The organism is Microcoleus sp. BM001215392 (genome assembly GCF_036700185.1).
Lineage (GTDB): Bacteria > Cyanobacteriota > Cyanobacteriia > Cyanobacteriales > Microcoleaceae > Microcoleus.
On record NZ_JAUBOJ010000062.1, the window covers coordinates 1 to 24,082 of the forward strand.

Here is a 24,082-nt window from a genome sequence, read left to right on the forward strand (position 1 = left end):
AGATTGAGACAATTTAAGATGCTGGATTTTATCGGGCGCTTTTCATCCCAAAATACCATTGATGAATAAAAGCTAATTGCAGCAGGTGAATTCAAAAGCTCAAAAGTTTTACGTGCAACTGCCTCATTTTCAAAGCTGAGAAAATAAACAGTATCATCAAAAATCACAGATTTATTAGCCATTTCACCGATAAGTGTGAAATCCAATTTTTTATAAAGTCCGCAAATTGCAATCTTCCAAGGTTTGAAGCTATAATCGCCAACTCCAAACACAGAAAAGCGAGGATTGTGCTGATAAATTTTGCTTTTGCGATTATTTAGATATTCTGCGTTATCTTCCAGATAGCGCCAGGTTTTAGGAGCTATCTGTTTGATAGTTTCCGTTGACTCGCCAATAAATTTTTGAGTTACCAAAATATAACGGTTTGTCCCATTAATGCGATTTTGAGCGACATCGGAGCCTTTCAGCAACGGAAATAGATAAGTTTCCTCAAGCTCGACAGCTTCGCCAAATCCATTGACAAACAAATTATCAATTTTCCGAAACTCCATTACATTCGAGCAGTCATGCTTGACACCAGATCGCCATTTTATCCCTGATTTTACAGCATATAAATTACTCAATATATTGAAAGAATCTATATCTTTAATCAGAAGATTATTTTGATATCCTATGCGCTGGAATTCTGAACTTTCTAAACTGCTAAAAACATCACAGAAATAGTTCTGCGAGCTTGAGTCAAACTGGCACACTAACAAACAGGCATCAACATTTGCATCAAAATACTTTTTAGCATCTATTTTGTAAGTTGCACAGCTAGCGAGATTAAGTTTTGTTGAATGAATGTAGTTCAATAACTTTCTGGAAACGGAAGTCTTGCAAAGCATTGCCAGAGTTGCGTCACGATTTTGCAACCAGTGAATCGCTTTAATCAGCATCCATTCTGAGATATCGAAATTACTTTTACCTGTGAGTGCATCTAAGCCAGCGTACTTTTGAAAATTACTTTTTTTAGGTAAGTTTTCACTGCCAATAGTTCCTTGTTGTGAGTTTGTTACCCAAGGAAAGTTGCCTAGTACCAGCACCCGCTGATTAAATTGGTTGATTAATGATGTCCAGTCAAACTCAAAAAAATCTCCGTGCTTAACTTGACATCTCTCATCCTGTTGATATTTTGCTCTGAATTCTGTTAAGTAACTTTGATTTATTTCAACTCCGATAATCTTACTGGCGGATGGAAACCAATTTGCAGCAGCTTCAATGAAATTACCTATCCCGCAAGTTGGCTCAATTATGACTTTAGGGTTAACGTTAAGTTCTATCAATTTCCGACACACCATCTCAGCTAATTCTGGGGGTGTTTGAAAATCTCCGTATTCTAATTTTGGTTTATGAGCATTGGAAATCATGAGTTAAATCTGTAAACTGCCATCACGCCGTCTTGTTGTCCGGCACGTTCAATTGCTCTGCTATACTGAAGTCGCCATTGCAACGCATTAGAAATAGTCAAAAATCCCTGTAGTGGCGGATTTATCATGATTTCCTCGGCAATTTTATCGGCTTCAATTTCGTCAACTGGTAGATTTCTGTCAAGCAGAAAAGCTAGCAAATCATCTTTGTTACCTTCGTTGTCTAAAATATTGCGAATTCCACGGGTCATTTGAAAATCTGCTGTTCTTTCGGCACTTACGTAAATTGTATGGAGAATATTCAGGGTTGCAGTTCGATTTGTACTGTTATCTGTCTTTTCATAAACAAAGATAATCAATCCATATCCCAGCCCAAAAATCTTTTATCTTGCAGATTTAAAAGGGCATGAAGATTGGGGTTGTCTAACGCTTGTTACCTTGACATCCACAAGTAGCCCGGAAAAATCGATGCCGCTTGCTGAATTTCATTCTAAAAATTCATATCGCAATTTGAGATACAATTTGAACTTTTGTTCTAAATATGTCCCAATAGCCTTTCCGTCTGTGACTCCGTAAAGCAGAGGTTCTGGATGTTGAGACTCGGCGGCTGAAAATATTGCTGCCTCAGAACAAAGAATTTCTACAGTCAGAATCGTCATAAAGGGATGCTTTTAGGATTGGTGAACATATACTTTCAATGAATGTTGGTAGGTTGCGGCGCGGTTTAATATTTATCTATCAGTAACCTAAGTTATACCATGTTCGGTATTGTTCAGTATAACTCCCAAGTGTCGGGAGTTATACGGTGAAGATTTAGTATACAGCAATTTGGTTAACCATTATGGACAATAGTAGAGGTGATAAAAAGCAAAAAAAGTCAACCGTAATCTTTAGATATGCGTCAAAATATCATTGCTATTTAAGAAGGAAGCAAGACTTTTATTCGGAAAGTAGCAGAAAGATTTCAAGTCAGTAAAAGGAGGCTACAGGCACTAATAAAGCGAAAAAAATAAATACGAAAATTACTCGATGTTTACAGATACTGGCAAAACTCTTAAAATTGGGAGTGAAATTAGGTTCAAGTAAACAAATCGGAAATTATTTTGCTCAATGCTATTACTGCACCGCTCAGTCACGGAAAGTGCTGTAACTAGATGAGTGCGAAAAAAATATAGGAATATGTCTGAAGAGAGCGAATGAAGTGAAGCTGTATTCGCGATCGATATCTGATGAAAAAACTTCGCGGGCGGTTGCGGCGCAAGTTTTTTGATGCCAGCCTAGTTAATGGTTATCTGATGGCAGAGAGTTCGTTAACTAATTTTATTCTGCCGCGGCACACAGAGCGCAGGAGGCGATCGATCGAGCGTTTGTCTTCCTCCGTCAAGCTGTCGTCAAAGATAGCGGCCAGCAAGCCGTAGCGATCGGCTAAAGTAATACAGCCTCTACGATTCACTTCGGCAAACAGTTCGCCCAAAGCAGATGGAATCAGGTTGACAGGAGTTTGCATAGAGATTCACTCTCAATTCGACATCGCGCGATCGCTTTTTTTGCGGCAACAGAGAGCGATCGCACTCTAACATTCTCTCGGTGTATTCTCTTAAAAGCTGTGACAATCAACAGCTAAATTTGTGACAGCAAACAGCAAAGTTTGTGAACGATATCACATTCAACATTGCCAAATTATGCCTCAAATATGCAGTTGCTTTGTTTGTACTGACTTAGCAACTGCAAAATTAATATTTTTTGCTAAAGATTGTAAATCGGTACTGCTTCCACCGCTTCAGCTAACTCAAACCCAAACACCCGGGAATAGAAATAGAATTCGCCGTCGAGAGTTCTTTTGATATTTTCAGCGCGGCGAAAACCGTGCTGTTCCCCTTCATAAGCAATGTAAGCAACCGGCAAACCTTTAGCCTTTAATATCTCTACCATCATTTCTGCTTGATTCGGAGGCACGACTTTATCTTCTAATCCTTGAAAAAAGATAACGGGACAAGATAAACGTTCGGCGGAATGAATGGGCGATCGGGCTACATACAAATCTTTGCGATCGGGATAAGGCCCAATCAATCCATCCAGATAGCGCGACTCAAACTTGTGGGTATCATTTGTCAAAGCCTCCAAATCGCTGACTCCATAATAGCTCGCACCGGCCTTAAACACATCGCGGAAAGTCAGAGCGCATAGAGTCGTGTAGCCCCCTGCACTGCCTCCGGCGATCGCCATTCTTGCACCGTCTACCAAACCCTCTTGAGCTAAATATTTAGCACCATTAGCGCAGTCATCAACATCAACAATTCCCCAACTATCTTGCAGTCTTTTTCTGTATTCTCGGCCGTAACCAGTGCTACCGCCGTAGTTGACATCAAGCACCGCAAAACCGCGACTCGTCCAATATTGAATTTTCAAATTCATGCTGCTAGAAGTAGCAGCAGTGGGGCCGCCGTGACTTTTGACAACTAACGGCGGTTTTTCACCCGCAGGTGCAGCAAAGTCTTGGTTTTTGGGAGGGTAGAAGAATCCGAAAGCGGTTAAACCGTTTTCTGTGGGAAATTCCAGCGGTTGCGGTACGGAAAAATAACCAGCATCAATGCTTAAATCGCTGGATTTTCGCAGGATTTCCCGTTGATTTGTGGCTAAATTTAGCTGTACAATAGCTGTAGGTGCGATCGGCGAACCTGCCAGGAAAACCACTGTTTCTCCCCGCGCTTTCACCGAAGAGATATCTGTGTAAGGTGTGTCAATATTTGTCAACTGCTTGGTCGCTAAATCCATACTCGCTAAATGCCACTTACCTTGCTGAGTGTAGGTGCAAATAATTTGAGTTTCCGAGATTATTGCGTAGGTGGACATTCCAAAAACCCACTGAGGAAGACCGAATTCAGCCGCCATTTCGCAGACAGGTTCGATTTCTGGTTGTTCCCGCGAGCTTGTTTCTATCTTTGCTTCCCCCCGAAGCCCGGAGGGATTGAGGGGAGTTCTGTAAAAATTCCACCAGTTCGACTTATCAGAAACAAAATATAAAACTTTATTTGGCGACCATTCTGGTTGAAAAATTGACTCGTCAACTCCGCCAGCAACTAAGTTTTTTTCACCCAAAGAACCCTCAGCATTAATTTCTGCCACCCACAATTCTGTACCATCCCACGGCATATTTGGATGGTTCCAACAAATCCAGGAAAGTTGAGAACCGTCGGGACTCAAACGAGGCGAAGCATAAAAATCATTGCCTTGAGTTAATATTTGAATATCTGTGCCGTTATTGAGATCAATGCTAACAATTGTATTGACACATTCGCCCTCACCTGCATAATCTTCGCGCACGCAAATCAACCGATTTCTTTGCTGGTCAACAATCATATCTGCGTAGCAACAATTAGCCGCAGGTGTCAGATGTTCTGGTTGAGAATCTACTGCTTGACAATAAATCTGTTTGTCGCCAAAATTAGAAAAATAAATCACACCGCTAGCAACGGCAAAAGCATTGCCGCCGTATTCATGAACGCGAGTGCGAACATTAAAAGGTGCAGGTGTTACATCAGTTATTTTACCGTCGGGAGTGCGCCGCACGATAACGCTTCGTCCTGCTTCCGATGGTCGTCCTTCTACCCAGTAAATATCGTCGCCGTCGATCGCAATTTGTCCGAGTCCGACAGTTCCCGAAACAATTAAATCTGAGGTAATAGGAGATTTCCAAGAGCCGTAAGGTAATAGTGCATTCATAATGGGAATTATTAAGTTAGGTACAGATGGGAATTGGGAATTGGGAATGGCTATTAGTGGTGTTTTTAGAACAAATAAATTTATATTTGTACTTTACACTAATTCAGTCAGCCGGGAAACAGAATGTCGAAAATTTTGGTACTAATGGATCGCGACGGTGCTGTTGATGATTATCTCTCAGTTGTCTTGCTGATGACAATGCAGGAAGTGGAAACTAGCGGGGCTAATTGTGACTCCGGCGGACTGCTAAATTCAACCTGCGGTGAGCGCAACGCGCAAAATCCTTGATTTGATCGGGCGTTCAGAGGTGCCGGTGGCGGCGTGTACGGTGCGGGGACTCAACCCATTTCCGGTGTTGTTTCGGCGAGATTCCTTGGCGTGCGATCGACTTCCCATTCTAAATGAAAAAGCCACTATTGACACGCCGTTAATATCAGAACCCGGACAAAACTTTATGGTGCGAGTTTTGCCGGGTGCAACAGAACAGGTCACATTAATGGTAACAGGGCCACTAACAACAGTGGCACAAGCCTTAGATATTGCCCCAGAAATTGAAAGCAAAATCAAAGAAATTGTGTGGATGGGAGGCGCACTCAATGTTATAGGCAATGTTAGCAAAGATATGGAACCGGGACAAGATATGTTGGCAGAATGGAATGCTTGCTGGGATTCGATCGCCATCGATAGAGTTTGGCAAACACAAATTCCAGTTGCGATCTATCCTTTAGATATTACCAACAACGTACCGCTGAGTGTCGATTTTTCCGATCGCCTAGCAAAACAGCGCAAATATCCAATTTCCGACTTAGCGGGACAGTGTTAAATGTTATGCCCTAGCCATAGCTGAAGATTACTACTTTTAGGACATTTTGGAACCGCTTACTTAGCGCATCCAGATTTTTATCAACTGCGATAATGGGAAACTAAAATTGTTACTGAAGGTGTCAGTCAGGGGCGCACAAAAGTTAAAACAGGAGGACGAAAAATTATAGCAATGGATAGAGTAGATCCCGAAAAATTTTACCATTACATATTGCAACAGTGGGCGCGTTAAAATCAGGTTTGTCGGGTGCGCAGCTCCCTGGATTGTGGATTGAATGCACTGGATTTATCCGGCCACGCGCCATACAGCTTAGTTTGTGCGTTATCGTTACTAGCATAGCAAAAAACAACATGAAATCATCAAATAGATTCTGGATAGTTGCGTCTGTTGTGTACTTTTTAATTATTCTCAGTATCATGCTTTTAGCAGATATGGGGAAATTTGTTAATTTTTCTCTGGCTCAACCGCCTTATGACAAAGTAGGACACTTTGTTTTGTACGGAATTGCGTCTTTTTTGTGCCACCGAGCAACTGGCAAAAAAATGATGAGCGTGTTTAATTATCCGATTCCTTTCGGGCCTGCACTTTTTACTATTTTCACTGCTGGCGAGGAACTACTGCAAGCTATTTTACCGAATCGTACTGCGAGTATTGAAGATTTTTTCGCTAGTTTTGCGGGGATTTTAGTTTTTTATTGGATTGGAGAAGTTTGGGATAGAAAAAAAGGGAAGCGATCCAGAAGTCAATAGTCAGTAGTCATGTTTTGCGATCTTAAGAGCGATCGAACGTCCAACGTCATCAGGAAGAAGCAAATAAGAAGTTGAATTTGTAGGGTAATCTTCGGGGTACTGGTTGATGGGGGCGAGGAAATTGCGTACAGGAATATTCGATTTTTATGGGAAGTTATAAATTAGGGTGCGCTGGATGGTTTGCACCCCACATCGGTTATTTTGTCATGTTTCTTATCACTTGTTCGAGTGAGTTTGCTTCTTGACTTTTGCCTTGGCTTCTGAATAAATCCCTGGCTTTTTTGACCGATTCTAAGGCCTCTGACATTTTATTTTGTGCGTACAGGACTTGCCCGAACATATAATGAAATTCTGGGCTGTTGGGTTTGAGACGGATTGCAGTTTGAAGATTGGAAATTGCGTCTGCTAGTTTGTTTTGATTGGCTAGTAGGCTGCCCAAGTTGGCGTAAGCTTCGGCAAAATTTGGATCTATTTGAATTGCTCTGCGAAAAGCCGTTTCTGCACCTGTCTTATCGTCTTGTACTGCCAAATTGAAGCCTTGCTGGAAATATTCGTTGGCTCCGGTATTTTGAACTAAACTATTGTTGGCTGGTGACTCGGCTGGTTTTACCGATAAAGAATTACTGGCAGCAGAAACTGGAGCTACTGTCAACAGGCTGGAGGCTGCGGCAGTTAAAAAGAGATTTTTTGTCAATTGATTTAGCATTAGTATTTAACCTGAATTTTTCATTTGAACAATTTGTTTTAGAGCGTTCAATTACTCTCTTCCAAAAAGGTTTGAACTCGACCGTTTGGTCTCAATACAACTCGAATTTTCGGGTTTTTTCCATGAGTAACGGCAGAAACAAATGGTTCGCCGACTAATGGCATATTAGTGCGATCGATATAATCGGCGGCTGCTTTGCCCATGGGTACAATTGTTTGAATTGACCCGTTTTCATCGATCTGCACGCTGTATTCCAAGGTTTGTTCCATTCCTTCTGGCGGCTTCCAGCGTTCCTCAAAGTAGGTTCTAGCTTCGGAAACCTGAGGAATTGTATCAAATAAAGTGCGGTTTTTTTTGCTGGCTGCTGCTTGGTTGCTGTCTGGGGAGTCGGTTTGCGATTGAGCGTCCTCAAGGGGCGGGAGTTCGGTGGTGGCGGGGGGGAAATTTGGTTGGGGGAGGGGGGGGAAGGGTTGCTGTGGGGGAATGGGAAGCCGGGAAGCTGATAAGGAGGGCGGCAGGGGGGGCGGTACGGCGGGCCCTAGTCTCGGCGGTATGGGGGGCAGGATGTAGGGTGCTGCTGCGGGTGCTTGGGGGGCGGCAATTGGCGGCGAGCCCGGAGCTGGATCGGGAATTGTGATGATTTGCCCTTGGGGGAGGGCTGGGGCGCTCTGTGATGCTCCGGCGCTGCTGTTGGGGGGAAATAGCAGGGCGGGCTGCTGGATGGGGCTGGGTTTGTTGGTGGTTGGGCTTGGGGCCGCGGCGATTGGGGGCAAGCTGGGGCTGGGGGAGGCTGCGACGGTGTTGATGGGCGGGGGCGGTAGGGGGGGCAAGCCTGGTGTGGCTGCGGCTGTTGGGGATGCTGTGGGGGATGTGCTGGGGGTGGGAATTGGAGTGGGGGTGGCGCCGGCAATTATTTGGGGCTGTCCTGGTGCGGGGGTAAATTGTGGGTTGGTGGGGGCTGTGGTGGGGGCTGAGGCGGTTGTTGGGGAGGTGTTGGGTCGATCGAGCATTTTGACAATTCCTGTCGTCAAACCTGCGCCGGCGACTAGCATTGCTGCGATATTCAGCCACGGTATTGCTTTCGCCCGTGCGCGATCGCGGTTGAGGTTCGGGAGAGCTACGACTTCGGCGGCGCAGTCATCTAGTGCTGTGGCCAAGTCAAACAGTTGCAGAGTGCTCAAGTGTACCGTCGGGCCGGATTCGGCGGCGCTCAGCGAGCCTAAAAACAAGTTGTGGGCGAGCAAGCCGCGGGGTTCTAGGCGGGGGGGAACCGGAAGGTAGGGAGTGTTTGGGGCTGCGGTGGCTAGTTCGGATTTGTTGGGGGGTCGATCGACTGTAACCGCATTACAGGGGACTTCTGGCAAGTCGGAGCCAACAGTACGGTTAATTTCCGGCTCGATATTGCTTTCCCAATCACCGGATGCGCCGAGCAAGTTTTGGACGTAGTTGCTGACTGCTTCGTGGAGGGTTTCTAGTTGATGCCGATCGCCTCTAAGTGTAACGTGTTGAGTATCTGGTAGTCTGGGGTCGTCCAGCCGCAACTCGAAATTTAAAGATTTAAACACGGGTTGGCCCGCCCAGCGAGATAGAGGCGAACTTTTGGCTGTAATTTCCAGCGTGCAAGTAGGGGGCGTGTACCGTTTGAGAACCATAATGAAGTCAGTTGTTAGTTGTTAGTTGTTAATTGTTAGTTGTTAGTTGTTAGTTGTTAGTTGTTAGTTGTCATCAGGAAGAGGGAATAACTATGTTTTATCTAATATTTGGCAGCCTTCTTAACAAGCTTTTTTTAGCAACAGGCTTTCCGGCTTGTTCCACAATAAATAAATTTTTTGGTGCAACAGGCTTTCCGGCCTATTCCTGATATTTTTCAATTTAATTTAGTTCCCATTATGGCCTAACTTAATTCTTAGCACGGTCTAGCAGAGCCAGCCAGAGGCGCCGGTGGCCGCCGGGACTGCTGTAAAAAAGCAAATCGATCAGGAGTTTCAGGGCCAAATTAGTTAGTTCTTTTGCCGATAAGCTTTCTGCATCTTCCATGCGATCGGCATAAGTGTTGCTGAACCTATCAATATAGTCTCCCAACAAAGCGACTGTGTGAGGTTCGCGGTTTTGCTCAGCCATTTGTTCGAGCAAGGCCACGGCGCGGCGGATTAAAGCTTGATGCTGTGAAGCCAAATTACAGCTTATCAAAACGAGCGATCGAGCTTCCTCCACATCCAGTTTTTTCCGTCCTCCCTGGCCTTTGCGCAGCGGGTTCGACTGTCGCAGCCGCCACAAAGCCACGCGATCGGCTACCATTGGCTCTAAATTCAGTTCGGCTGCTACCTTGAGCATCGCCTCTGAGCCAATTTCTGCCAGCGCTTCTAGGGCTAACAGCACTAAATCCAGTTGGGCTTTAATGTTGTCCAACTGGGTAGGTTCTGGTGCTTTTTGGGTCAATTCTTCCCAGTTGGGAGATGGGCCCGTTTCATTTGTGGGAGCGGAGGGCTTTACAGTCGAGCGCATGGCTTCAGCATGGGAAATAAGACAGGTTGAGGCAGGATATCGACAGTATGCACTGCTTTCGCTTTACGATCGGACAAAAGCATATCTGTTAATTTTTCTCCATAACTCGTTGCTTTGATTCCGGCAATCCTAAGTGCTGGACGGATTTGCGAGTTGAAAGTTGCGGTTGCAAGTTCGATCGCCAGCAGCAAAACCCCAAAATTTTCACCCCCAACTATCCTACGCCGCAGAGTGACCGAAATCAAATCAGTGCTTTGAAACTACCGAGACTTGTATAAATCCAACGATCGAGAGTAGCTCTGTCTAATGCTACTCATAGTCTGTCGATACTTATAGTCTGTCAGATTATAGTTGTCGTTGCTTAATCTGGCGCAATCTATGGATATTACGGAGCAATTTGGTAAAAAAGTTAGACATTTCAGAAAGCTCAGAAATCTTTCCCAAGATCAGCTTGCAGAACTATCTGAATTACATCGCACTTATATTGGCTCAGTTGAAAGAGGAGAAAGGAATATAACGCTGCTTAATGCCAACAAAATAGCCAAGGCATTATCCGTTAGTTTAGCTGAACTGGTAACTGATGATGACTGAAAGAAAAAGAAAGCAAATTTTAGCAAGATACCAAAATTCATTTACCGAGAAAGTTTATGCAGAAGACAATGAAGAACACGATATTTTAATGGATGTGTTTGGTATATCGCCCATAATAAAAAAAGAAAATAAGCAATATTGGGGACGTGAGCTAGGTATGTGTTGGCAATTGTTAGTTACTGAAACGTGCAAAGCATATTGCAGTAGTTTTCAGCCAGCATTTAAAGTGGGAAGCGATGAGCCATGCGATCTGATTGTTGATGGGTATGCGATAGATACAAAATATCGTATTGGCTCAGGAGATTCGGGAACACTGAAAAAATTCAAATCCTATGGCCCACTACTTCGTACTTATAATTACGAGCCAGTATTTTTAATACTTAGACAAGATAATTTGCCAGCAGCTATTACAGCGTGCCAAGTAGGGACTTGGAGAGTTTACACTGGCGATGCTTCCTTTGAATTCATACAAACAATAAGTGGGTTTGATTTAGAGTCATTTCTTATTGAAAGAGTGGGAGAATTCCCTGTACACCGCTGAAACTATCAAGGCGCTTGTTGATAATCTCTATGTAGTCAGGTACTATTTCAATGCCAACATACTTAATCCCAAATTCTTGCGCCGCCAGTAATGTAGTTCCCGATCCTGCGAAAGGATCGATTAGAATAGAATTTTCCAAACGCGGTACAAATATTTCGACCAGTTTTCTCATGAGAGCGATCGGTTTTACTGTGCAATGAACGTTAAATTCTTCGGTTTTCTCACGCTGTATACCTTCTAAAATATTTGACTGAAAACCACCAAACCGATCTTTAGTATAAAATAGACCAGTACCATATTCCTGTAGAGTTTCCAAGTAATTATTGACCAGTGGTTTTTGAAGTACGCAGATTGCTTCCCATTCATTCCTCAGACAACTGTGCCAACCATCCCATTTTTCGGGATTTTTATATCCTTTCTTCTCGAACTGTTGTTTGATATTGACACCTTTAGGGATACCGCTCGATCTTTTATAAACAAGCATATCTCTCGCATAGAATCCAGCATTTTCAAGTGCTACTTGTACGTGAGCAACAGTTCGCGTGCTGTTAAAAACTAAAACTGTCGCACCCGGTTTGCAGATCCGAAAAAGCTGCTCGCCCCAATCAAAGCACCACTTTTCATAATCCAGAGTATTGTTGCGATTCCTTTGATACCATTTTTCGTTTCTGACTCCACCTGCTAAACCACTCCCATAGGGAATGTTCTTAACAAGGGTTTTATTTTCTTTGCCATTGACTTTTTCAATACGCCTTTGAATTTCTGAGTCATCCCATTTATGACCAATAAATTCATAATTATAAGGTGGGTCAGTGATACACGCAGAAATATAATTTTCTGGCAATGCTTTCATCACTTCACGACAGTCGCCAACCAAAACTTCATTTGAGGGAGTTTTTTTCATGAGTCAGGCAGTTACTAAAGTGGGAAATCAACTCTTAATTATGCCACATTTGCAGTATTATCGTGAATCTAAATGAGTCGTGAAACTCTCTTCTCTTTCCGAACTTCGCGTTCTTTGCGTCTTCGTGGTTCGTTTAAAATTGTTTTTGCACAACTCATTTATACTCACTATAGGCAGTCTAAATTATATGTTCCTTGCGACTTGTTTTGCTGCATACAACTATACAATTACGAGTCAACCGGAAATGCGTAAATCCTGACTATTTCAAATAAACCAACGTCACACCTCCACCTCCTTCTTTTTGACTGGCGAGCTCGTAGCGAGAAACCTGCGGGTGAGTGTCCAAGAACTCGTGAACCCCGCGCCGCAACTGTCCCGTACCTTTGCCGTGAATTATCCACAGCGCGCCGTATTCCACGGCTTTGGAAAGAGCTCTGTCGATTTCGATTTCGGCATCGGAGACTCTGGCGCCCCGAAGGTCGATCGAATTATTAGCAGTCCGGATGGCAATTTCGGGATTGGGTTTTGCTGGTTCCGACGCTGCTTGTTTAGCTTTGGCGGTAGCGGCTTGAGCTGCAACCTTGGCTAATTGAGCCTTAGTTTCCGGTTTTTGACCGTCGAGGGATTCAATTTCTGTTAGTTTGACCGTCATTTTCATAATCCCAAACCGCACGCTCAACTCTTCGTTAGCATCGGGGCCGCTGAGGACTTCGGCGGTTTGGCCCAGGCTGGGAATGCGGATGCGATCGCCCGTTTTTGGCATAAAACCCGGTTTTGGTTTCGCCGGTTGCTTCCGAGAGGGCAGGTGTTTTTCGGAAATTTGATTTAAGGTTTCTGTTGCCATTTGGGCATTTTGAGCCGTTTGATCGCCCGCCTGCAAGCGACGAATAATTTGAGCAATTTCTGATTTTGCCGATCCTATTGCCTCATTTACTGCCACTTCCTGAGCTATTTTTAGTTCTCGCTCCCGCTCTTGCAAAGCCGCTGCTTTTTGAGAAACTTCTTTGTGCAGTTTTTCAGTTTGGTGCAGCAGTTGAGTTGCTTCTCTGGCTTTGGTTTCCTGTCTCCGGCGCTGGGCTTCGAGTCCTGCAATCACTTGATTGACATCTTGAGATGCTCCCCCGACATAGGTTTGAGCTTCATCGACTATGGATGCTAGCAAACCGAGTCTTTTGGCAATAGTTAGGGCGTTGGAACGTCCGGGAATTCCCCACAGCAAGCGATAGGTTGGCTGCATGGAATTGTCGTCAAATTCTACTGAGGCATTTTCAAAGCGGGCGTCTTGATATTTGAGGGCTTTGAGTTCGCCAAAGTGGGTAGTTGCGACTGTTAGCAGCGAATGTTGGGCGAGATATTGCAATAGGGCGATCGCCAATGCACTGCCTTCTGATGGGTCTGTCCCCGCTCCTACTTCGTCTAACAAAACTAAAGATTTGGGAATGGGGAATTGGGCATCGGGCATGGGGCATGGGGCATGGGGCACTGGTGCAGAGCTTGTAGTGAGTTCCGTTGAAGTGCTCCGCCGAAGTATGGGATTTGGGGAACTTGTACTGAGCTCCGCCGAAGTATTGGTAATTGGGAGATTTGAATTTTCTTGGCCTTCCTCTTCCCTTTCCGATTTATTAGCTAAAACTTCTAAAATACGGCTGATGCGGCGGATGTGGCCGGAGAAAGTAGACAAACTTTGCTGCAAAGATTGTTCGTCGCCAATATCGGCCAGAATGTTGTCGAACCAAGGCAATTCTACGGGTTCGCGGGCGGCGACAAACATTCCGGCTTTCGCCATTAAAGCAGCCAATCCCAAGGTTTTGAGGGTGACGGTTTTGCCGCCGGTGTTCGGGCCGGTGATGGCGACTACGCGGATCTGGGGGCTGATCGTTAAATCGACCGGTACGACTGCAAAGCCTTGTTCGTGTTGTTGCTGCCAAACTAATAAAGGATGGCGCAATTGACGGAGGGTAATTGGCGATCGCAGATTGCGAATTAATACTTGGCTGTTTTCTGCTTGTTCCTCATCTAAATTTCGATCGCCCGAATTTTCATCATCTAATTTTTCTGTATTTTTTGGCGCTAATTCTGGCTCTCCCAATTCGATAAATTTCGGCGGGTTTGCTTGGAGCCAATAACCGTAGCGGGCTTTAGCCGCAGCTAAATCTAAAGTTGTTACTACCACAACTAATCTGTCTAAATCTGGCTTGACTGCTGCTACTTGTGCCGTCAGGGCGCGGCGGACTGCTTCTTCTTCGGCTTGTTCTTGCCGGAGCAACTGCCGCATTTGGTTGTTAAGATTGACTGTGTTGTGGGGTTCTACGTACAGTGTCGCGCCGCTGGCGGAGGAGTCGTGCACGATGCCCGGTATAGCATCTTTTTGGGGAGCTTTGACGGGAATCACAAAGCGCGAGCTTCTTTGGGTAATTACCTGTTCTTGGACGGCGTTGGATTGGCGCTGCAAAATTCCTTGCAAGATTTGATAAATGCGATCGCGCAACTGTCGCATTTGTACTCGAATTCCTCCTAATTTAGGAGTGGCGCGATCGGCTACTTGAGCGCGATCGTCTATACAGCGATGGATTTCTTGCTCAATTTCCGGATAAGTCCGCAGTTGCGATGCCAGTTCTTTGAGCGTAGGGACATCGGGCGCAGAGTCAACGATCCGGCGCAATTGCCTTGCTCCGGCGAGGGTTGTAGCAATCGCCAGCAATTCTTCGCCCCCAAGCAAACCTTGAAGTTCGGCTCGTTGCAGGGCCGAGCCGATGTCTTGGATGCCTTCAAAACTCAAAGCACCGCCAGCGCGGCTTTCTAACTGATAAGCTTCCTGAGTTTGGGCGAGAAGTTCGGCTGTTTGAGCTTGAGTTGCTGGAATTTGGAGGTCGAGGGCGGCCGCGACGCCGAGTTTAGTAGCAGCGAAGGTAGCCAAGTGCTGACACAGGCGCGGCCATTCTAATAGTTCTAGTGTTTCGGATTGAATCAAAGTTGAGGTGGTGTTGGTGATTGGCATTCCCAGGCGCTTGACCGAGAAGGTGAATTTGACTGCACTATTGATTCATTTTAAAGTTTTTTTTTGTTTCCGGGCGCCTGGAAAAAAAGTATCTCGGTTCGCTCTGACACATGATAGAAGGTGAGAATTTACATTTTTGCGTCGCCAGTCTAAAATTATACCTTCTACTGATACCTATTGCCCAAAAAATCTGCAACTGCGGGCAAGCTCCCAGAGATTATACAGTAATTCATTCCCAATTTTTTGATCTCAAATATAAAATATAAAATGGTATGGGCTATTTTTGCCTTTGAGGGAGCTAGCATCTGCTGTTTTTTGCTGGGATTGAACTATTGTGTAATTTTAAAGATGTCCGCGCAATTCTGGCGGTTGTATCCTAAAGAGTAAGTTGTGGAGCCGGTGTTATGGCAAAGATTCTGACGATCGCGGATGCTGCGACTTTGGAAGTCGTGGAAGAGTTACTCGAAAGGGAGGGACATCAGATAAAAGTCGCTCCCGAGACTCAGGAGGGTTTTGATTTGGCGAGGGAGTTTTGTCCCGATGCGATCATTTGCGACGGGACTTCGCCTCAAATCAATTGGTTGGAGGTGTGCGGGCAGGTCAAAGCTTCACGAGAATTGAGTACAGCTTATTTTTTGCTGCTGACAACACCCGAGCAACTTGCAGAAGTTCAAGACTTGGACGCGTTGGTGGACGACTTTCTGTTTAAACCGATAGTTAAGCAGGAACTTTTGTGGCGGGTGCGCGCAGGTTTGCGGGAGCGCGAGTTGAGGGTAGAGCTTGCTTTTGCCCAGCAAAAATTGCAACTGTCGCGCGATGGAATTCTGGAAAATGAAAAGATGTCTAATTTGGGGGAATTGGTGTCTGGTATTGCCCACGAAATTAACAACCCAATTACTTTTATTTACAGCAATCTCACTCACGTCCAAAGTTACGCTACCGATTTAATTGAACTGCTGCGATTGTATCAAAAGCAGTTCGTCAATCCCGGAGCGGAAATTATACAAAAACAGCAAGATATGGATGTAGAATTCGTACTTGACGATTTGTTGAAAATTGTGAGTTCCATGCGCACCGGGAGCGATCGCATCCGGCAAATAATCTTGTCGGTACAGGATTTTTCCCGCAGCGATCGATCGGGCTGGCAGCTATTCGATATTTCCGACGGTTTAGAAAACACTCTGTTGTTGTTGCAGCACCGCTTGCCTGCCCGCGAGGGGCGGCGGGATATCAAGGTGATGAAGGAATACGGAAACTTACCGCAAGTTGAGTGTTACGCTGGTCAGCTCAATCAAGCTTTTCTGAATATTATAAATCACGCGATCGATTCTTTGGAAGAGTCTAGTCAGCAGTTGAATGAGTCGGAATCGATCAAATTTAGACCTGTAATTTTGATTACCACTCAGGTAGTCGATCCTCAGCGAATTGCTATTGAGATTGCTGATAACGATCTAGCAAGCAGCGAAGATATCACAGCTCTATTTCCCGATTCATTTTTGACGGACAAACCTGCCGAACGCAGCAGTCCTTCGGGACTAGCTGCCAGCTATCGGATAATTGTAGATCAGCATAAAGGAGAGTTCAAGTATTTTTCGGAACCGGGTAAAGGCACTAAGTTTCGGATAGAAATTCCGCTCAGGCACAGTTAATTAATAGTATTGATATTTGGGTGGAGGCAGGTTCTTGAGACTGTTGGAAGACTTATATCATGTCCGGCAAATTACCATGACAAAAATGGAACGCACGTGCGTTCCTTACTTATTGCGGTCAATCCACAGGACATGATATTACTCAACTAGGAAAAAATGGAGGTTAATTTTTACGTCAATTGTTGCGCTATCTTCACTATTTTTTATATCTATAAGAGCGTCATAGCGCAACAATATACCTTGATTTGAAGTTGAGAGTTTAGTCTAGGAATATATTAGTTTGAGCCTGAGATTTTTGGTAAATTCCCCCCAACAAATTCGGTACAATTTTATATTTATATAATAGCAGATTTAAATAATTAGTAAAATTCTCTTTCTATTCTCTCCCTCTGCGTCCTCTGCGTTCTCTGCGGTTAGTAAAAAAAATCTGATTAACCACCCGCCTGACCCGGAAACCCAGAAAATACTTTTATCTCAAATATTGAAAAAATGTAAAATTTTGTATAGGAAATTAGCCAACCCCACGAAAATAGACGATAGTTGATAATCAACAGATTTCGAGAGTCCGCAAAAACAAGTTTAAATCAGGTAATAAAATGGTAGTAGCAGCACCTGTTCAATCCGGCAGTCAGTCGATTTTTCAAGCTCGTTACGACAACTTTATTGGCGGTTCGTGGGTAGCACCAGTGAAGGGGAAATACTCGGAAAACCTTTCTCCAATTACCGGAAAATCAATTTGTCAAATTCCCCGATCGAGCGCGGAAGATGTAGAATTGGCCCTAGACGCCGCCCACGCCGCGAAAGACAAGTGGGGTAAGACGAACCCCGCAGAAAGGGCGCGGGTGATGCACAAGATTGCCGATCGCATGGAAGAAAACCTCGATCGCCTCGCCATCGCCGAAACCTGGGACAACGGTAAACCAATTCGCGAAACCCGCCTCGCAGACATCCCGCTGGCGATCGACCATTTCCGCTACTTCGCAAGCTGTATCCGAGCCCAAGAAGGGTCGATCGGCGAACTCGACGAAACCACAGTCGCCTACCACTTCCACGAACCCCTAGGCGTCATCGGACAAATCATTCCCTGGAACTTCCCGATCCTCATGGCTGCGTGGAAACTCGCCCCAGCCCTCGCCGCCGGAAACTGCGTTGTCCTCAAACCAGCAGGCCCAACCCCCGCATCCATCCTAGTATTGATGGAAATCATCGCCGATTTAGTACCGGATGGCGTCATCAACGTCGTCAACGGGCCAGGCGCCGAAATCGGCAAAACCCTCGCCACCAGCCCCCGGATTGCCAAAGTAGCCTTCACCGGCGAGACAACCACGGGTCGGCTGATTATGCAATACGCCTCCCAAAACGTCATCCCCGTCACCCTAGAATTAGGCGGAAAATCGCCCAACATTTTCTTTGAGGATGTCTGCGCCCAAGATGACGATTTTTTGGATAAAGCAGTCGAAGGCTTTGTGATGTTTGCTTTCAACCAAGGCGAAGTTTGCACTTGTCCCTCGCGGGCGTTAATTCAAGAGTCGATTTACGATCGATTTATGGAAAGGGCGATCGATCGCATCCGCCAAATCAAACAAGACAACCCCCTAGATCCAACAACCGCCCTCGGCGCCCAAGTCTCCGTCAACCAGATGGAAAAAATCGCCGAATACGTCAAAATCGGGCGTGAAGAAGGCGCAGAATGCCTGATTGGCGGCGACAGAAAAATCATGTCCGGCGACTTACAAGACGGCTATTATTTCCAGCCGACAGTCTTCAAAGGAAACAACAAAATGCGAATTTTCCAAGAAGAAATCTTCGGCCCAGTATTAGCAGTCACCACATTTAAAGACGAAGCCGAAGCCTTAGAAATTGCCAACGATACCCTCTACGGTTTAGGCGCCGGAGTTTGGACGCGCGACATCAACACCGCCTACCGCATGGGCCGCGCCATTCAAGCAGGCCGCGTGTGGACAAACTGCTATCATTTGTATCCCGCCCACGCAGCCTTCGGCGGCTACAAATCATCCGGTATCGGCCGCGAAAACCACAAAATGATGCTCGATCACTACCAGCAAACTAAGAACTTATTAGTTAGCTACAGCCCCAAAGCTTTAGGCTTCTTCTAAGCAGTAGGTACTAACCAACAGTAGGGTGTGTCAGGGGAGAGATTTTGAGTTTACAGTCAAAATATTCAGCCCTGACGCACCCTACAATCATCGCAAATAAATAATTCCTTCTTCCCTCGGACTTATTCCCTCGGACTTCTCCTATGACAACAATTCCCAAAGTCACCGCCACAGAAGCCGCCTTAAAACTAATAGATTACCTCAAAACCCAGCACGGAGAATTGATGTTTCATCAATCCGGCGGGTGTTGCGATGGTAGTTCTCCCATGTGCTATCCTAATGGTGAATTGATAGTTGGCGATGGCGATGTGTTGCTGGGAAAACTAAGCAGTTGTCCCTTTTATATTGCTGCGCAGCAATACCAACATTGGCAGCACACGCAGTTAATCCTAGACGTGGTATCGGGGCCCGGAGGCAGCGATTTTTCTCTGGAAGGGCCCGACGGAGAGCGTTTTATTACTCGTTCTCGCTTGTTTTCCGAAAGCGAAAAATCTGCAATTTAGTAGGATTTTTAAAAGCGAGGTTCATGATTGGCACGCTCAAAAATTGTCTGTTGTTACATATCATATCCGCTCGCCAGACCGTTAATAAGATTATTTGGCAGTCAGGACTCCAGTCCTCTCAACTATGACGAGTCAAGTTCTCACCACCAACCATTTTTATTAGGAGAAATCGAGCGGACATAATATTATACAAATAAACCGGCTGAAGTCAGCTTGCGATCGCCAACAGTTTAAGCTTCAGTATTTTTAATTAAAGCCAATTCAATTTTGTCATCTGCCTTAGGAGTAACTTCTGCGCGCAAACCGGGGCCAAAAAAAGTAGCTATTTTTTGTTGCTTTTCTTCCCAGGCTTCTATCGGCATCAGGGGCGAATAAAAATCTAGAATTAACCCATAAGCGCCCTCAACATCAACTTCCCGCAACCCCCTGAGGAGAGGGCGTTCCTCGTCTGTCGGGGCTAGGCCCAAGCGTTCCAAAGCGTCATCTAAGTGGGCGGGTTGGCCGTAGCGAAATCGGGTGACATCTTTGCGGACTTGGTTTTGAGTATCAGTGGCCTGACTTTCTCGCAGGAGGATAACTTCAGGAGAAGTCGGTTCAGTGAACTCCGCTGGTTCGAGTTCGGCTGCTTTGAGCGCCAATCCTCCCAACAACAGGGGAATTCCATAAAAAAAACCTGCTAGGTTGAGGGTAGGTTTGTCGGTGAAGTAGGCGTAAAACCCGACTGCTGCTAAAATACCGCCCACAACTAAGGCTAGGCTTGCTAAAGAAATTTTACGAAACATATTAGTGAGGTAAGTAGCTGGAATCGACAATATACTTTAATTATTATCAGGCAAGAAGTCTGGAAAAAATTTAGTTTTTTTGCCAAAATCCCCGCGAAAACTGCTAGCATCGATGAGCGCGGGATATCTGTGCATCCACAATCTTGTCTCTAGCTTCAAAAAACTATCCCGCTTTCCCTTGGCGCGGCGCCACCGATCGAGATCCTGGTTAATTGTGGGGCGTTGGTTCCAGAAGGCAATCGAGATCGGCAGTATCATCCAAGTATACAGAGCGGCGATCGCGATCGACCCTCTTGCCCTTTCAACCAATTTTCGGACATGATCAAAGACGAAGACAAACAAACTGCGGTCGCCAACAAGTCTGTTCTAGAACAGATTAACTCGCTCAAACGCGAAGATGAAAGACTTTATAATATCTTAGCGATCGATGTCTGGGCCCTAGCTAAGACAATGGATGAATATCAACCGGGATTTTGGGCTGCTTTTATGAAAAACCGCGAGAAAGCCCTGAAGCGCTTTTTATCGGAAATGATGAAAAACAAACCCGCTGATACCAAACGTCCGCCTTTTCTGCGCTGAACTTTTGATGTACAATCAAATTATAACACAGACTCAAAAACCACTGGTATCCCTCGTCACTTCCCAGATAAAAACTGTGAAGGATTGGCTGTCCAAAGGTAAGTCGGTGAATTAAAAATCCCTGTCTGCGCGCAGGAGGGAAACTCAAATATTTTTGTTAATACTAGCAAGCAAAGGCAAAAAACAATGGATGTACAAACAATCAAAGAGCGCGTAGCAGAAATCGAAGTCAAGCGGGCATCCCTCGTACGACTGTTAGATCGATCGGACTTGGGAGCCCTGAGAATAGATGTCAGTCAGGCGATCGAGGAAATTGATGATTTGTTAGAAGAATTTAAGCGCACTTTTAACAGTTGACGGTTAACAGTTGACAGTTGACTGTTGTAACGGACGTGTCAATTATTGACTAAATACGGTAAAAAACCGGGTTTCTACGAGTTTTGGGTTGAGCAACCATAAATCTCCGAAGAAACCCGGTTTCTGAACTCGGCGCGCGGGTAAGAAACCGGGTTTCTACGAGTTTTGGATTGAGTAACCATAAATCTCCGAAGAAACCCGGTTTCTGAACTCGGCGCGCGCATCCTACCATACTTGTCAACTGTCAACTGTCAACTGTCAACTGTCAACTGTCAACTGTCAACTGACTAATTCATCGCCATATCCATCAAAATTTGCTGACAGCTCACCTCCGGGTTATTAGCAGGTGGGCGCCGCTGAGAATAGTGTCCACCCGGCTGCAAATCCCAAGCTTGGCGGTTGTCCGCCAACATCACACCCAAAATTTCTTGCAACTCCATCACTATAGTCGGATCTTCGACTTGGACGATCGCCTCAACCCGTCTGCTAAGATTGCGCTGCATCCAGTCAGCAGAACCAATATACACCTCTTCCTCACCACCGTTGAAAAAATAAAACATCCGCGAATGCTCTAAAAAGCGGCCGATAATACTGATAACTCTAATATTTTCGCTCACACCCTCAACCCCGGGACGCAAACAGCAAATCCCCCGAATAATCAAATCAATCTTAACACCCGCTTGCGAAGCTTCGTACAAAGCAACAATAATTTGAGGGTCAACTAAAGCATTCATTTTAGCGACAATCCGGCCGCAGCTACCAGTTCTGGCTTCGGTTTGTAAGCGGCAGAATTCGGCCTCGCGGCGGATTAAAGCTAAAAATCGATCGCGCATATTGACCGGCGCCACCAACAATTTACGATAAGTTGTCTGTCGCGAATAACCAGTTAAATAATTAAACAAGTCCGTCAAATCTGAACCCAAATCCTCGCGACAACTCAACAAACCCACATCCGTATATATTCCAGCCGTTTTAGGGTTGTAATTCCCCGTGCCGATGTGAACGTAGCGGCGAATGCAGCCATCCTCGCGGCGGACTACCATCACCACCTTAGTGTGCGTTTTCAATCCCACCAAACCGTAAACGACGTGGACTCCTGCTTGTTCTAACTTGCGCGCCCAATTAATGTTATTTTCTTCGTCAAACCGGGCTTTGAGCTCGACCAAAACAGCTACTTGCTTGCCGTTTTCCGCTGCTTGAATTAAGGCGCTGACGATCGGCGAATCACCAGAAGTGCGGTATAAAGTCATCTTAATCGCTAACACCGAGCGATCGTGCGCCGCCTCAGTAATAAACCGCTGGACAGTCGCCGCAAACGAATGATAAGGATGGTGCAGCATCAAATCGCCCTGGCGGATCGCCGTGAAAATATCCTCACCCTCCTCAACATCCAACATCGATTTACCTACGATCCTCGGCGGTTCCGAATTCCGCAAGCGGGGCGGCACCACCGGAGCCCAAGCCGGATCTTTGAGTTCCGGCACCGGCAGCCCAATCAAAGACATCAAATCCTTGAGGCCTAGCAGCCCCTCCACAGCGTAAACATCCTGCTCGCCGAGATCCAACTCATCTATCAACATATCTCGCAGTGCAGGCGGCATAATCGCTGGAATTTCCAGACGCACCGCAGAACCTGTAAACCGGCGTTTGCGGAGTTCCTGTTCGATCGCCAACAGCAAATCATCAGCCTCATCTTCCTCCACAGTCAAATCGGAATTGCGAGTAATCCGAAACGGGTGATATTCCTGAATATCCATCCCGGGAAACAAAGCCTCTAAATTGTGAGCGATTACCTGTTCGAGAGGTACTCCCGTCCACACAGGAGTTTTGCCCCTTTGTTGCCACTGCAAATCTGCCGGTAAGGGCAAAAATCTGGGCAGAACCTGTGGTACTTTGACGCGGGCAAATAGTTCCTCACGAGTGTCCGGGTCTCTGACAACTACTGCTAAATTAAGACTGAGATTCGATAGAAAAGGGAACGGATGACTGGGGTCAACTGCTAGGGGTGTGAGCACAGGAAATACTTGTTCTTTAAAGTAACGGTGCAAGTAATTTCGTTGTTCTTGATTGAGGTCAATGTAGTCGAGAATGTGGATGCCGCTTGCTGCTAATTTGGGCCGCAGAGTTTGCTCAAAATACGAGTGTTGCTGAGTCACCATCGGCAAAAGCCGCTTGTTGATGGCATCTAGCTGTTGTTGGGGAGTGCTGCCGTCGGCGGTCAATTTGCTGACTTTAGCTTCTACTTGCTGTTTCAGTGCCGCCACTCGCACCATGAAGTATTCGTCTAGGTTAGAGCTAAAAATAGCGAGGAATTTGAGTCTTTCTAGCAGGGGCGTGCGGGGGTCTAGGGCTTCGTGGAGCACGCGGTTGTTGAATTCCAGCCAGCTTTGTTCTCGGTTGAAGTAGTATTGCGGGTCGCTGAGATTGATTTCGGTGTAGGTTTTGGCTGGGGTCTTTTTTTGCTTGGACATGGTTTGGGGAGTCTTGCCGGGAGGCTCGATTGCATCTGTACCATTATTAGTATCGCAGCAGTATTGCGGTAGTGGCGCAGGGGCGGGCGATCGAAATCGTCGCACGCCAGACAGACTCTCACCCGATCGAGCCAGGGAATCAACAGCACCTAACCCTACGGGACTATATTTATTTGCGTCCGTCACCCTTGTTTGGCGGTTCTTCTTGCTGTTCTTGAGGTTTAGGTGCGATCTCAACTAATTCTTTTTTGTCTGGTTGGGGAGTTTCTGGAGTTGAGTTAGTCATTGAGTTTTGTCCTAATTTATAGATGCACTGGTTAATTATATCGTTTCCGGCTGCGAAGGTATTGCTGTAGATAACGGTAGGAAGATCGAGACCAATAATTCTCATGAAGTGGGATTTAAGTTTAATCAGGCATTAGCAATATCTCGCTGCGTCAAGCGGGTGTTCAAACGAGAGGCTTGTCAAAATTTATGAAAATGCCAAAAATTGGATTTTCGGCGCTTATCTCAATTTTAGCGGCGCTGACTGTAAGTAAGTCGGTGTAAATAATTCAAGGTTTGTAGGTATCGGCTCCTTTCCTATAAAAAAGGGTTCCATCCCTCACTACGAAAAAAGCGAGCGTAATTGTCAAATTACTTAACATACTTTGTTTGATTAGCGCCTACTTACTT

General features: G+C 45.6%; 25 protein-coding genes. 10 read left to right on the top strand and 15 right to left on the bottom strand.

Translation table 11 applies throughout. From position 1 onward, the window contains the following. From QT974_RS09830 to QT974_RS09850, 5 genes are all read right to left on the bottom strand, one after another. Positions 1-1,409 (bottom strand): class I SAM-dependent methyltransferase (locus QT974_RS09830; RefSeq protein WP_333468318.1); only part of this gene is annotated, 1,409 nt, incomplete at its 3' end. Next, positions 1,406-1,660, bottom strand: a complete 255-nt coding sequence (locus QT974_RS09835) for a type II restriction endonuclease (RefSeq protein ID WP_333468319.1) — start codon at positions 1,658-1,660, stop codon at positions 1,406-1,408. The genes QT974_RS09835 and QT974_RS09830, both read right to left, overlap by 4 nt. 234 nt (positions 1,661-1,894) lie before the next feature. Beyond that, positions 1,895-2,068 carry a hypothetical protein gene (locus QT974_RS09840; RefSeq protein ID WP_333468320.1) on the bottom strand — a complete coding sequence of 58 codons (174 nt, stop codon included), beginning with the start codon at positions 2,066-2,068 and terminating at the stop codon, positions 1,895-1,897. A 629-nt stretch (positions 2,069-2,697) separates the two neighbouring features. Further along, positions 2,698-2,916: a hypothetical protein gene (locus QT974_RS09845; RefSeq protein WP_333468321.1), complete on the bottom strand. Its 219-nt coding sequence runs from the start codon at positions 2,914-2,916 to the stop codon at positions 2,698-2,700. Between the two features lie 239 nt (positions 2,917-3,155). Then, on the bottom strand, positions 3,156-5,132 hold the full coding sequence (locus QT974_RS09850) for a S9 family peptidase (protein WP_333468322.1): 1,977 nt from the start codon (positions 5,130-5,132) through the stop codon (positions 3,156-3,158). Positions 5,133-5,255: 123 nt separating this feature from the next. Between QT974_RS09850 and QT974_RS09855 the strand changes: the two genes are divergently transcribed. The 3 genes from QT974_RS09855 to QT974_RS09865 all read left to right on the top strand — a co-directional run bounded on the left by QT974_RS09855 (position 5,256) and on the right by QT974_RS09865 (position 6,704). Then, positions 5,256-5,420: a hypothetical protein gene (locus QT974_RS09855; RefSeq protein ID WP_333468323.1), complete on the top strand. Its 165-nt coding sequence runs from the start codon at positions 5,256-5,258 to the stop codon at positions 5,418-5,420. Next, entirely contained in the window at positions 5,395-5,955 is a 561-nt protein-coding gene (locus QT974_RS09860) for a nucleoside hydrolase (protein ID WP_333468324.1), read from the top strand. Before QT974_RS09855 ends, QT974_RS09860 begins: the two co-directional genes overlap by 26 nt. Positions 5,956-6,305: 350 nt before the next feature. After that, the gene (locus tag QT974_RS09865; RefSeq protein WP_333468325.1) at positions 6,306-6,704 is read left to right on the top strand and encodes a VanZ family protein; all 399 of its coding nucleotides are present in this window, start codon (positions 6,306-6,308) and stop codon (positions 6,702-6,704) included. A gap of 196 nt (positions 6,705-6,900) precedes the next feature. On the opposite strand, the gene QT974_RS09870 is transcribed toward QT974_RS09865, so the two are convergent. The 4 genes from QT974_RS09870 to QT974_RS09885 form a co-directional block, all read right to left on the bottom strand. Further along, positions 6,901-7,410, bottom strand: a complete 510-nt coding sequence (locus QT974_RS09870; protein WP_333468326.1) for a tetratricopeptide repeat protein — start codon at positions 7,408-7,410, stop codon at positions 6,901-6,903. A 47-nt stretch (positions 7,411-7,457) separates the two neighbouring features. Beyond that, a complete protein-coding gene (locus tag QT974_RS09875) occupies positions 7,458-9,062 on the bottom strand; it encodes a DUF4335 domain-containing protein (protein WP_333468327.1) in 1,605 nt (534 codons plus the stop codon). Positions 9,063-9,309: 247 nt separating this feature from the next. After that, a complete protein-coding gene (locus tag QT974_RS09880) occupies positions 9,310-9,915 on the bottom strand; it encodes a DUF3038 domain-containing protein (RefSeq protein WP_333468328.1) in 606 nt (201 codons plus the stop codon). Further along, positions 9,900-10,160, bottom strand: a complete 261-nt coding sequence (locus QT974_RS09885; protein ID WP_333468329.1) for a hypothetical protein — start codon at positions 10,158-10,160, stop codon at positions 9,900-9,902. The genes QT974_RS09880 and QT974_RS09885 overlap by 16 nt, the downstream gene beginning before the upstream one ends. Before the next feature lie 133 nt (positions 10,161-10,293). On the opposite strand from QT974_RS09885, the gene QT974_RS09890 reads away from it, so the two are divergent. Both QT974_RS09890 and QT974_RS09895 read left to right on the top strand, forming a co-directional pair. Further along, positions 10,294-10,506, top strand: coding sequence for a helix-turn-helix domain-containing protein (locus QT974_RS09890; protein ID WP_096828795.1), 213 nt, complete (start codon positions 10,294-10,296; stop codon positions 10,504-10,506). Continuing rightward, on the top strand, positions 10,496-11,047 hold the full coding sequence (locus QT974_RS09895; RefSeq protein ID WP_333468330.1) for a hypothetical protein: 552 nt from the start codon (positions 10,496-10,498) through the stop codon (positions 11,045-11,047). The genes QT974_RS09890 and QT974_RS09895 overlap by 11 nt, the downstream gene beginning before the upstream one ends. Here the strand turns inward: QT974_RS09895 and QT974_RS09900 are convergent. Both QT974_RS09900 and QT974_RS09905 read right to left on the bottom strand, forming a co-directional pair. Continuing rightward, the gene (locus tag QT974_RS09900) at positions 11,010-11,951 is read right to left on the bottom strand and encodes a DNA-methyltransferase (protein ID WP_333468331.1); all 942 of its coding nucleotides are present in this window, start codon (positions 11,949-11,951) and stop codon (positions 11,010-11,012) included. The two genes, QT974_RS09895 and QT974_RS09900, sit on opposite strands and share 38 nt — an antisense overlap. Positions 11,952-12,210: 259 nt before the next feature. Next, positions 12,211-14,922: an endonuclease MutS2 gene (locus tag QT974_RS09905; RefSeq protein WP_333468340.1), complete on the bottom strand. Its 2,712-nt coding sequence runs from the start codon at positions 14,920-14,922 to the stop codon at positions 12,211-12,213. Positions 14,923-15,353: 431 nt separating this feature from the next. Between QT974_RS09905 and QT974_RS09910 the strand changes: the two genes are divergently transcribed. The 3 genes from QT974_RS09910 (at position 15,354) to QT974_RS09920 (ending at position 19,218) form a co-directional block, all read left to right on the top strand. After that, the gene (locus QT974_RS09910) at positions 15,354-16,598 is read left to right on the top strand and encodes a hybrid sensor histidine kinase/response regulator (RefSeq protein WP_333468332.1); all 1,245 of its coding nucleotides are present in this window, start codon (positions 15,354-15,356) and stop codon (positions 16,596-16,598) included. Between the two features lie 596 nt (positions 16,599-17,194). Continuing rightward, a complete protein-coding gene (exaC, locus tag QT974_RS09915) occupies positions 17,195-18,715 on the top strand; it encodes an acetaldehyde dehydrogenase ExaC (RefSeq protein ID WP_333468333.1) in 1,521 nt (506 codons plus the stop codon). 143 nt (positions 18,716-18,858) lie between these two features. Next, entirely contained in the window at positions 18,859-19,218 is a 360-nt protein-coding gene (locus tag QT974_RS09920) for a DUF779 domain-containing protein (RefSeq protein ID WP_333468334.1), read from the top strand. Positions 19,219-19,448: 230 nt separating this feature from the next. Here QT974_RS09920 and QT974_RS09925 read toward each other — a convergent pair whose 3' ends face one another. Both QT974_RS09925 and QT974_RS09930 read right to left on the bottom strand, forming a co-directional pair. Then, complete coding sequence (locus QT974_RS09925) at positions 19,449-20,000, bottom strand: DUF2854 domain-containing protein (RefSeq protein ID WP_333468335.1); 552 nt, start codon at positions 19,998-20,000, stop codon at positions 19,449-19,451. A 36-nt stretch (positions 20,001-20,036) separates the two neighbouring features. Beyond that, on the bottom strand, positions 20,037-20,309 hold the full coding sequence (locus tag QT974_RS09930) for a hypothetical protein (protein WP_333468336.1): 273 nt from the start codon (positions 20,307-20,309) through the stop codon (positions 20,037-20,039). Between the two features lie 9 nt (positions 20,310-20,318). On the opposite strand from QT974_RS09930, the gene QT974_RS09935 reads away from it, so the two are divergent. Both QT974_RS09935 and QT974_RS09940 read left to right on the top strand, forming a co-directional pair. Next, entirely contained in the window at positions 20,319-20,579 is a 261-nt protein-coding gene (locus QT974_RS09935) for a hypothetical protein (RefSeq protein ID WP_333468337.1), read from the top strand. A gap of 186 nt (positions 20,580-20,765) precedes the next feature. Continuing rightward, entirely contained in the window at positions 20,766-20,936 is a 171-nt protein-coding gene (locus QT974_RS09940; protein ID WP_333468338.1) for a hypothetical protein, read from the top strand. A gap of 287 nt (positions 20,937-21,223) precedes the next feature. On the opposite strand, the gene ppk1 is transcribed toward QT974_RS09940, so the two are convergent. Both ppk1 and QT974_RS09950 read right to left on the bottom strand, forming a co-directional pair. Then, a complete protein-coding gene (ppk1, locus tag QT974_RS09945) occupies positions 21,224-23,407 on the bottom strand; it encodes a polyphosphate kinase 1 (RefSeq protein WP_333468341.1) in 2,184 nt (727 codons plus the stop codon). Positions 23,408-23,576: 169 nt separating this feature from the next. Continuing rightward, positions 23,577-23,798, bottom strand: coding sequence for a hypothetical protein (locus tag QT974_RS09950; RefSeq protein WP_333468339.1), 222 nt, complete (start codon positions 23,796-23,798; stop codon positions 23,577-23,579). Positions 23,799-24,082: the final 284 nt, after the last annotated feature.

Excerpts from the sequence above, each read along its gene's own strand:
- QT974_RS09890 (WP_096828795.1), top strand. The coding sequence starts at position 10,294 with ATGGATATTACGGAGCAATTTGGTAAAAAAGTTAGACATTTCAGAAAG.
- QT974_RS09865 (WP_333468325.1), top strand. The coding sequence starts at position 6,306 with ATGAAATCATCAAATAGATTCTGGATAGTTGCGTCTGTTGTGTACTTT.
- ppk1 (WP_333468341.1), bottom strand. The coding sequence starts at position 23,407 with ATGTCCAAGCAAAAAAAGACCCCAGCCAAAACCTACACCGAAATCAAT.
- QT974_RS09870 (WP_333468326.1), bottom strand. The coding sequence starts at position 7,410 with ATGCTAAATCAATTGACAAAAAATCTCTTTTTAACTGCCGCAGCCTCC.
- QT974_RS09925 (WP_333468335.1), bottom strand. The coding sequence starts at position 20,000 with ATGTTTCGTAAAATTTCTTTAGCAAGCCTAGCCTTAGTTGTGGGCGGT.
- QT974_RS09920 (WP_333468334.1), top strand. The coding sequence starts at position 18,859 with ATGACAACAATTCCCAAAGTCACCGCCACAGAAGCCGCCTTAAAACTA.
- QT974_RS09895 (WP_333468330.1), top strand. The coding sequence starts at position 10,496 with ATGATGACTGAAAGAAAAAGAAAGCAAATTTTAGCAAGATACCAAAAT.
- QT974_RS09835 (WP_333468319.1), bottom strand. The coding sequence starts at position 1,660 with ATGACCCGTGGAATTCGCAATATTTTAGACAACGAAGGTAACAAAGAT.
- QT974_RS09935 (WP_333468337.1), top strand. The coding sequence starts at position 20,319 with ATGATCAAAGACGAAGACAAACAAACTGCGGTCGCCAACAAGTCTGTT.
- exaC (WP_333468333.1), top strand. The coding sequence starts at position 17,195 with ATGGTAGTAGCAGCACCTGTTCAATCCGGCAGTCAGTCGATTTTTCAA.
- QT974_RS09840 (WP_333468320.1), bottom strand. The coding sequence starts at position 2,068 with ATGACGATTCTGACTGTAGAAATTCTTTGTTCTGAGGCAGCAATATTT.
- QT974_RS09910 (WP_333468332.1), top strand. The coding sequence starts at position 15,354 with ATGGCAAAGATTCTGACGATCGCGGATGCTGCGACTTTGGAAGTCGTG.
- QT974_RS09940 (WP_333468338.1), top strand. The coding sequence starts at position 20,766 with ATGGATGTACAAACAATCAAAGAGCGCGTAGCAGAAATCGAAGTCAAG.
- QT974_RS09880 (WP_333468328.1), bottom strand. The coding sequence starts at position 9,915 with ATGCGCTCGACTGTAAAGCCCTCCGCTCCCACAAATGAAACGGGCCCA.
- QT974_RS09900 (WP_333468331.1), bottom strand. The coding sequence starts at position 11,951 with ATGAAAAAAACTCCCTCAAATGAAGTTTTGGTTGGCGACTGTCGTGAA.
- QT974_RS09850 (WP_333468322.1), bottom strand. The coding sequence starts at position 5,132 with ATGAATGCACTATTACCTTACGGCTCTTGGAAATCTCCTATTACCTCA.
- QT974_RS09855 (WP_333468323.1), top strand. The coding sequence starts at position 5,256 with ATGTCGAAAATTTTGGTACTAATGGATCGCGACGGTGCTGTTGATGAT.
- QT974_RS09845 (WP_333468321.1), bottom strand. The coding sequence starts at position 2,916 with ATGCAAACTCCTGTCAACCTGATTCCATCTGCTTTGGGCGAACTGTTT.
- QT974_RS09950 (WP_333468339.1), bottom strand. The coding sequence starts at position 23,798 with ATGAGAATTATTGGTCTCGATCTTCCTACCGTTATCTACAGCAATACC.
- QT974_RS09875 (WP_333468327.1), bottom strand. The coding sequence starts at position 9,062 with ATGGTTCTCAAACGGTACACGCCCCCTACTTGCACGCTGGAAATTACA.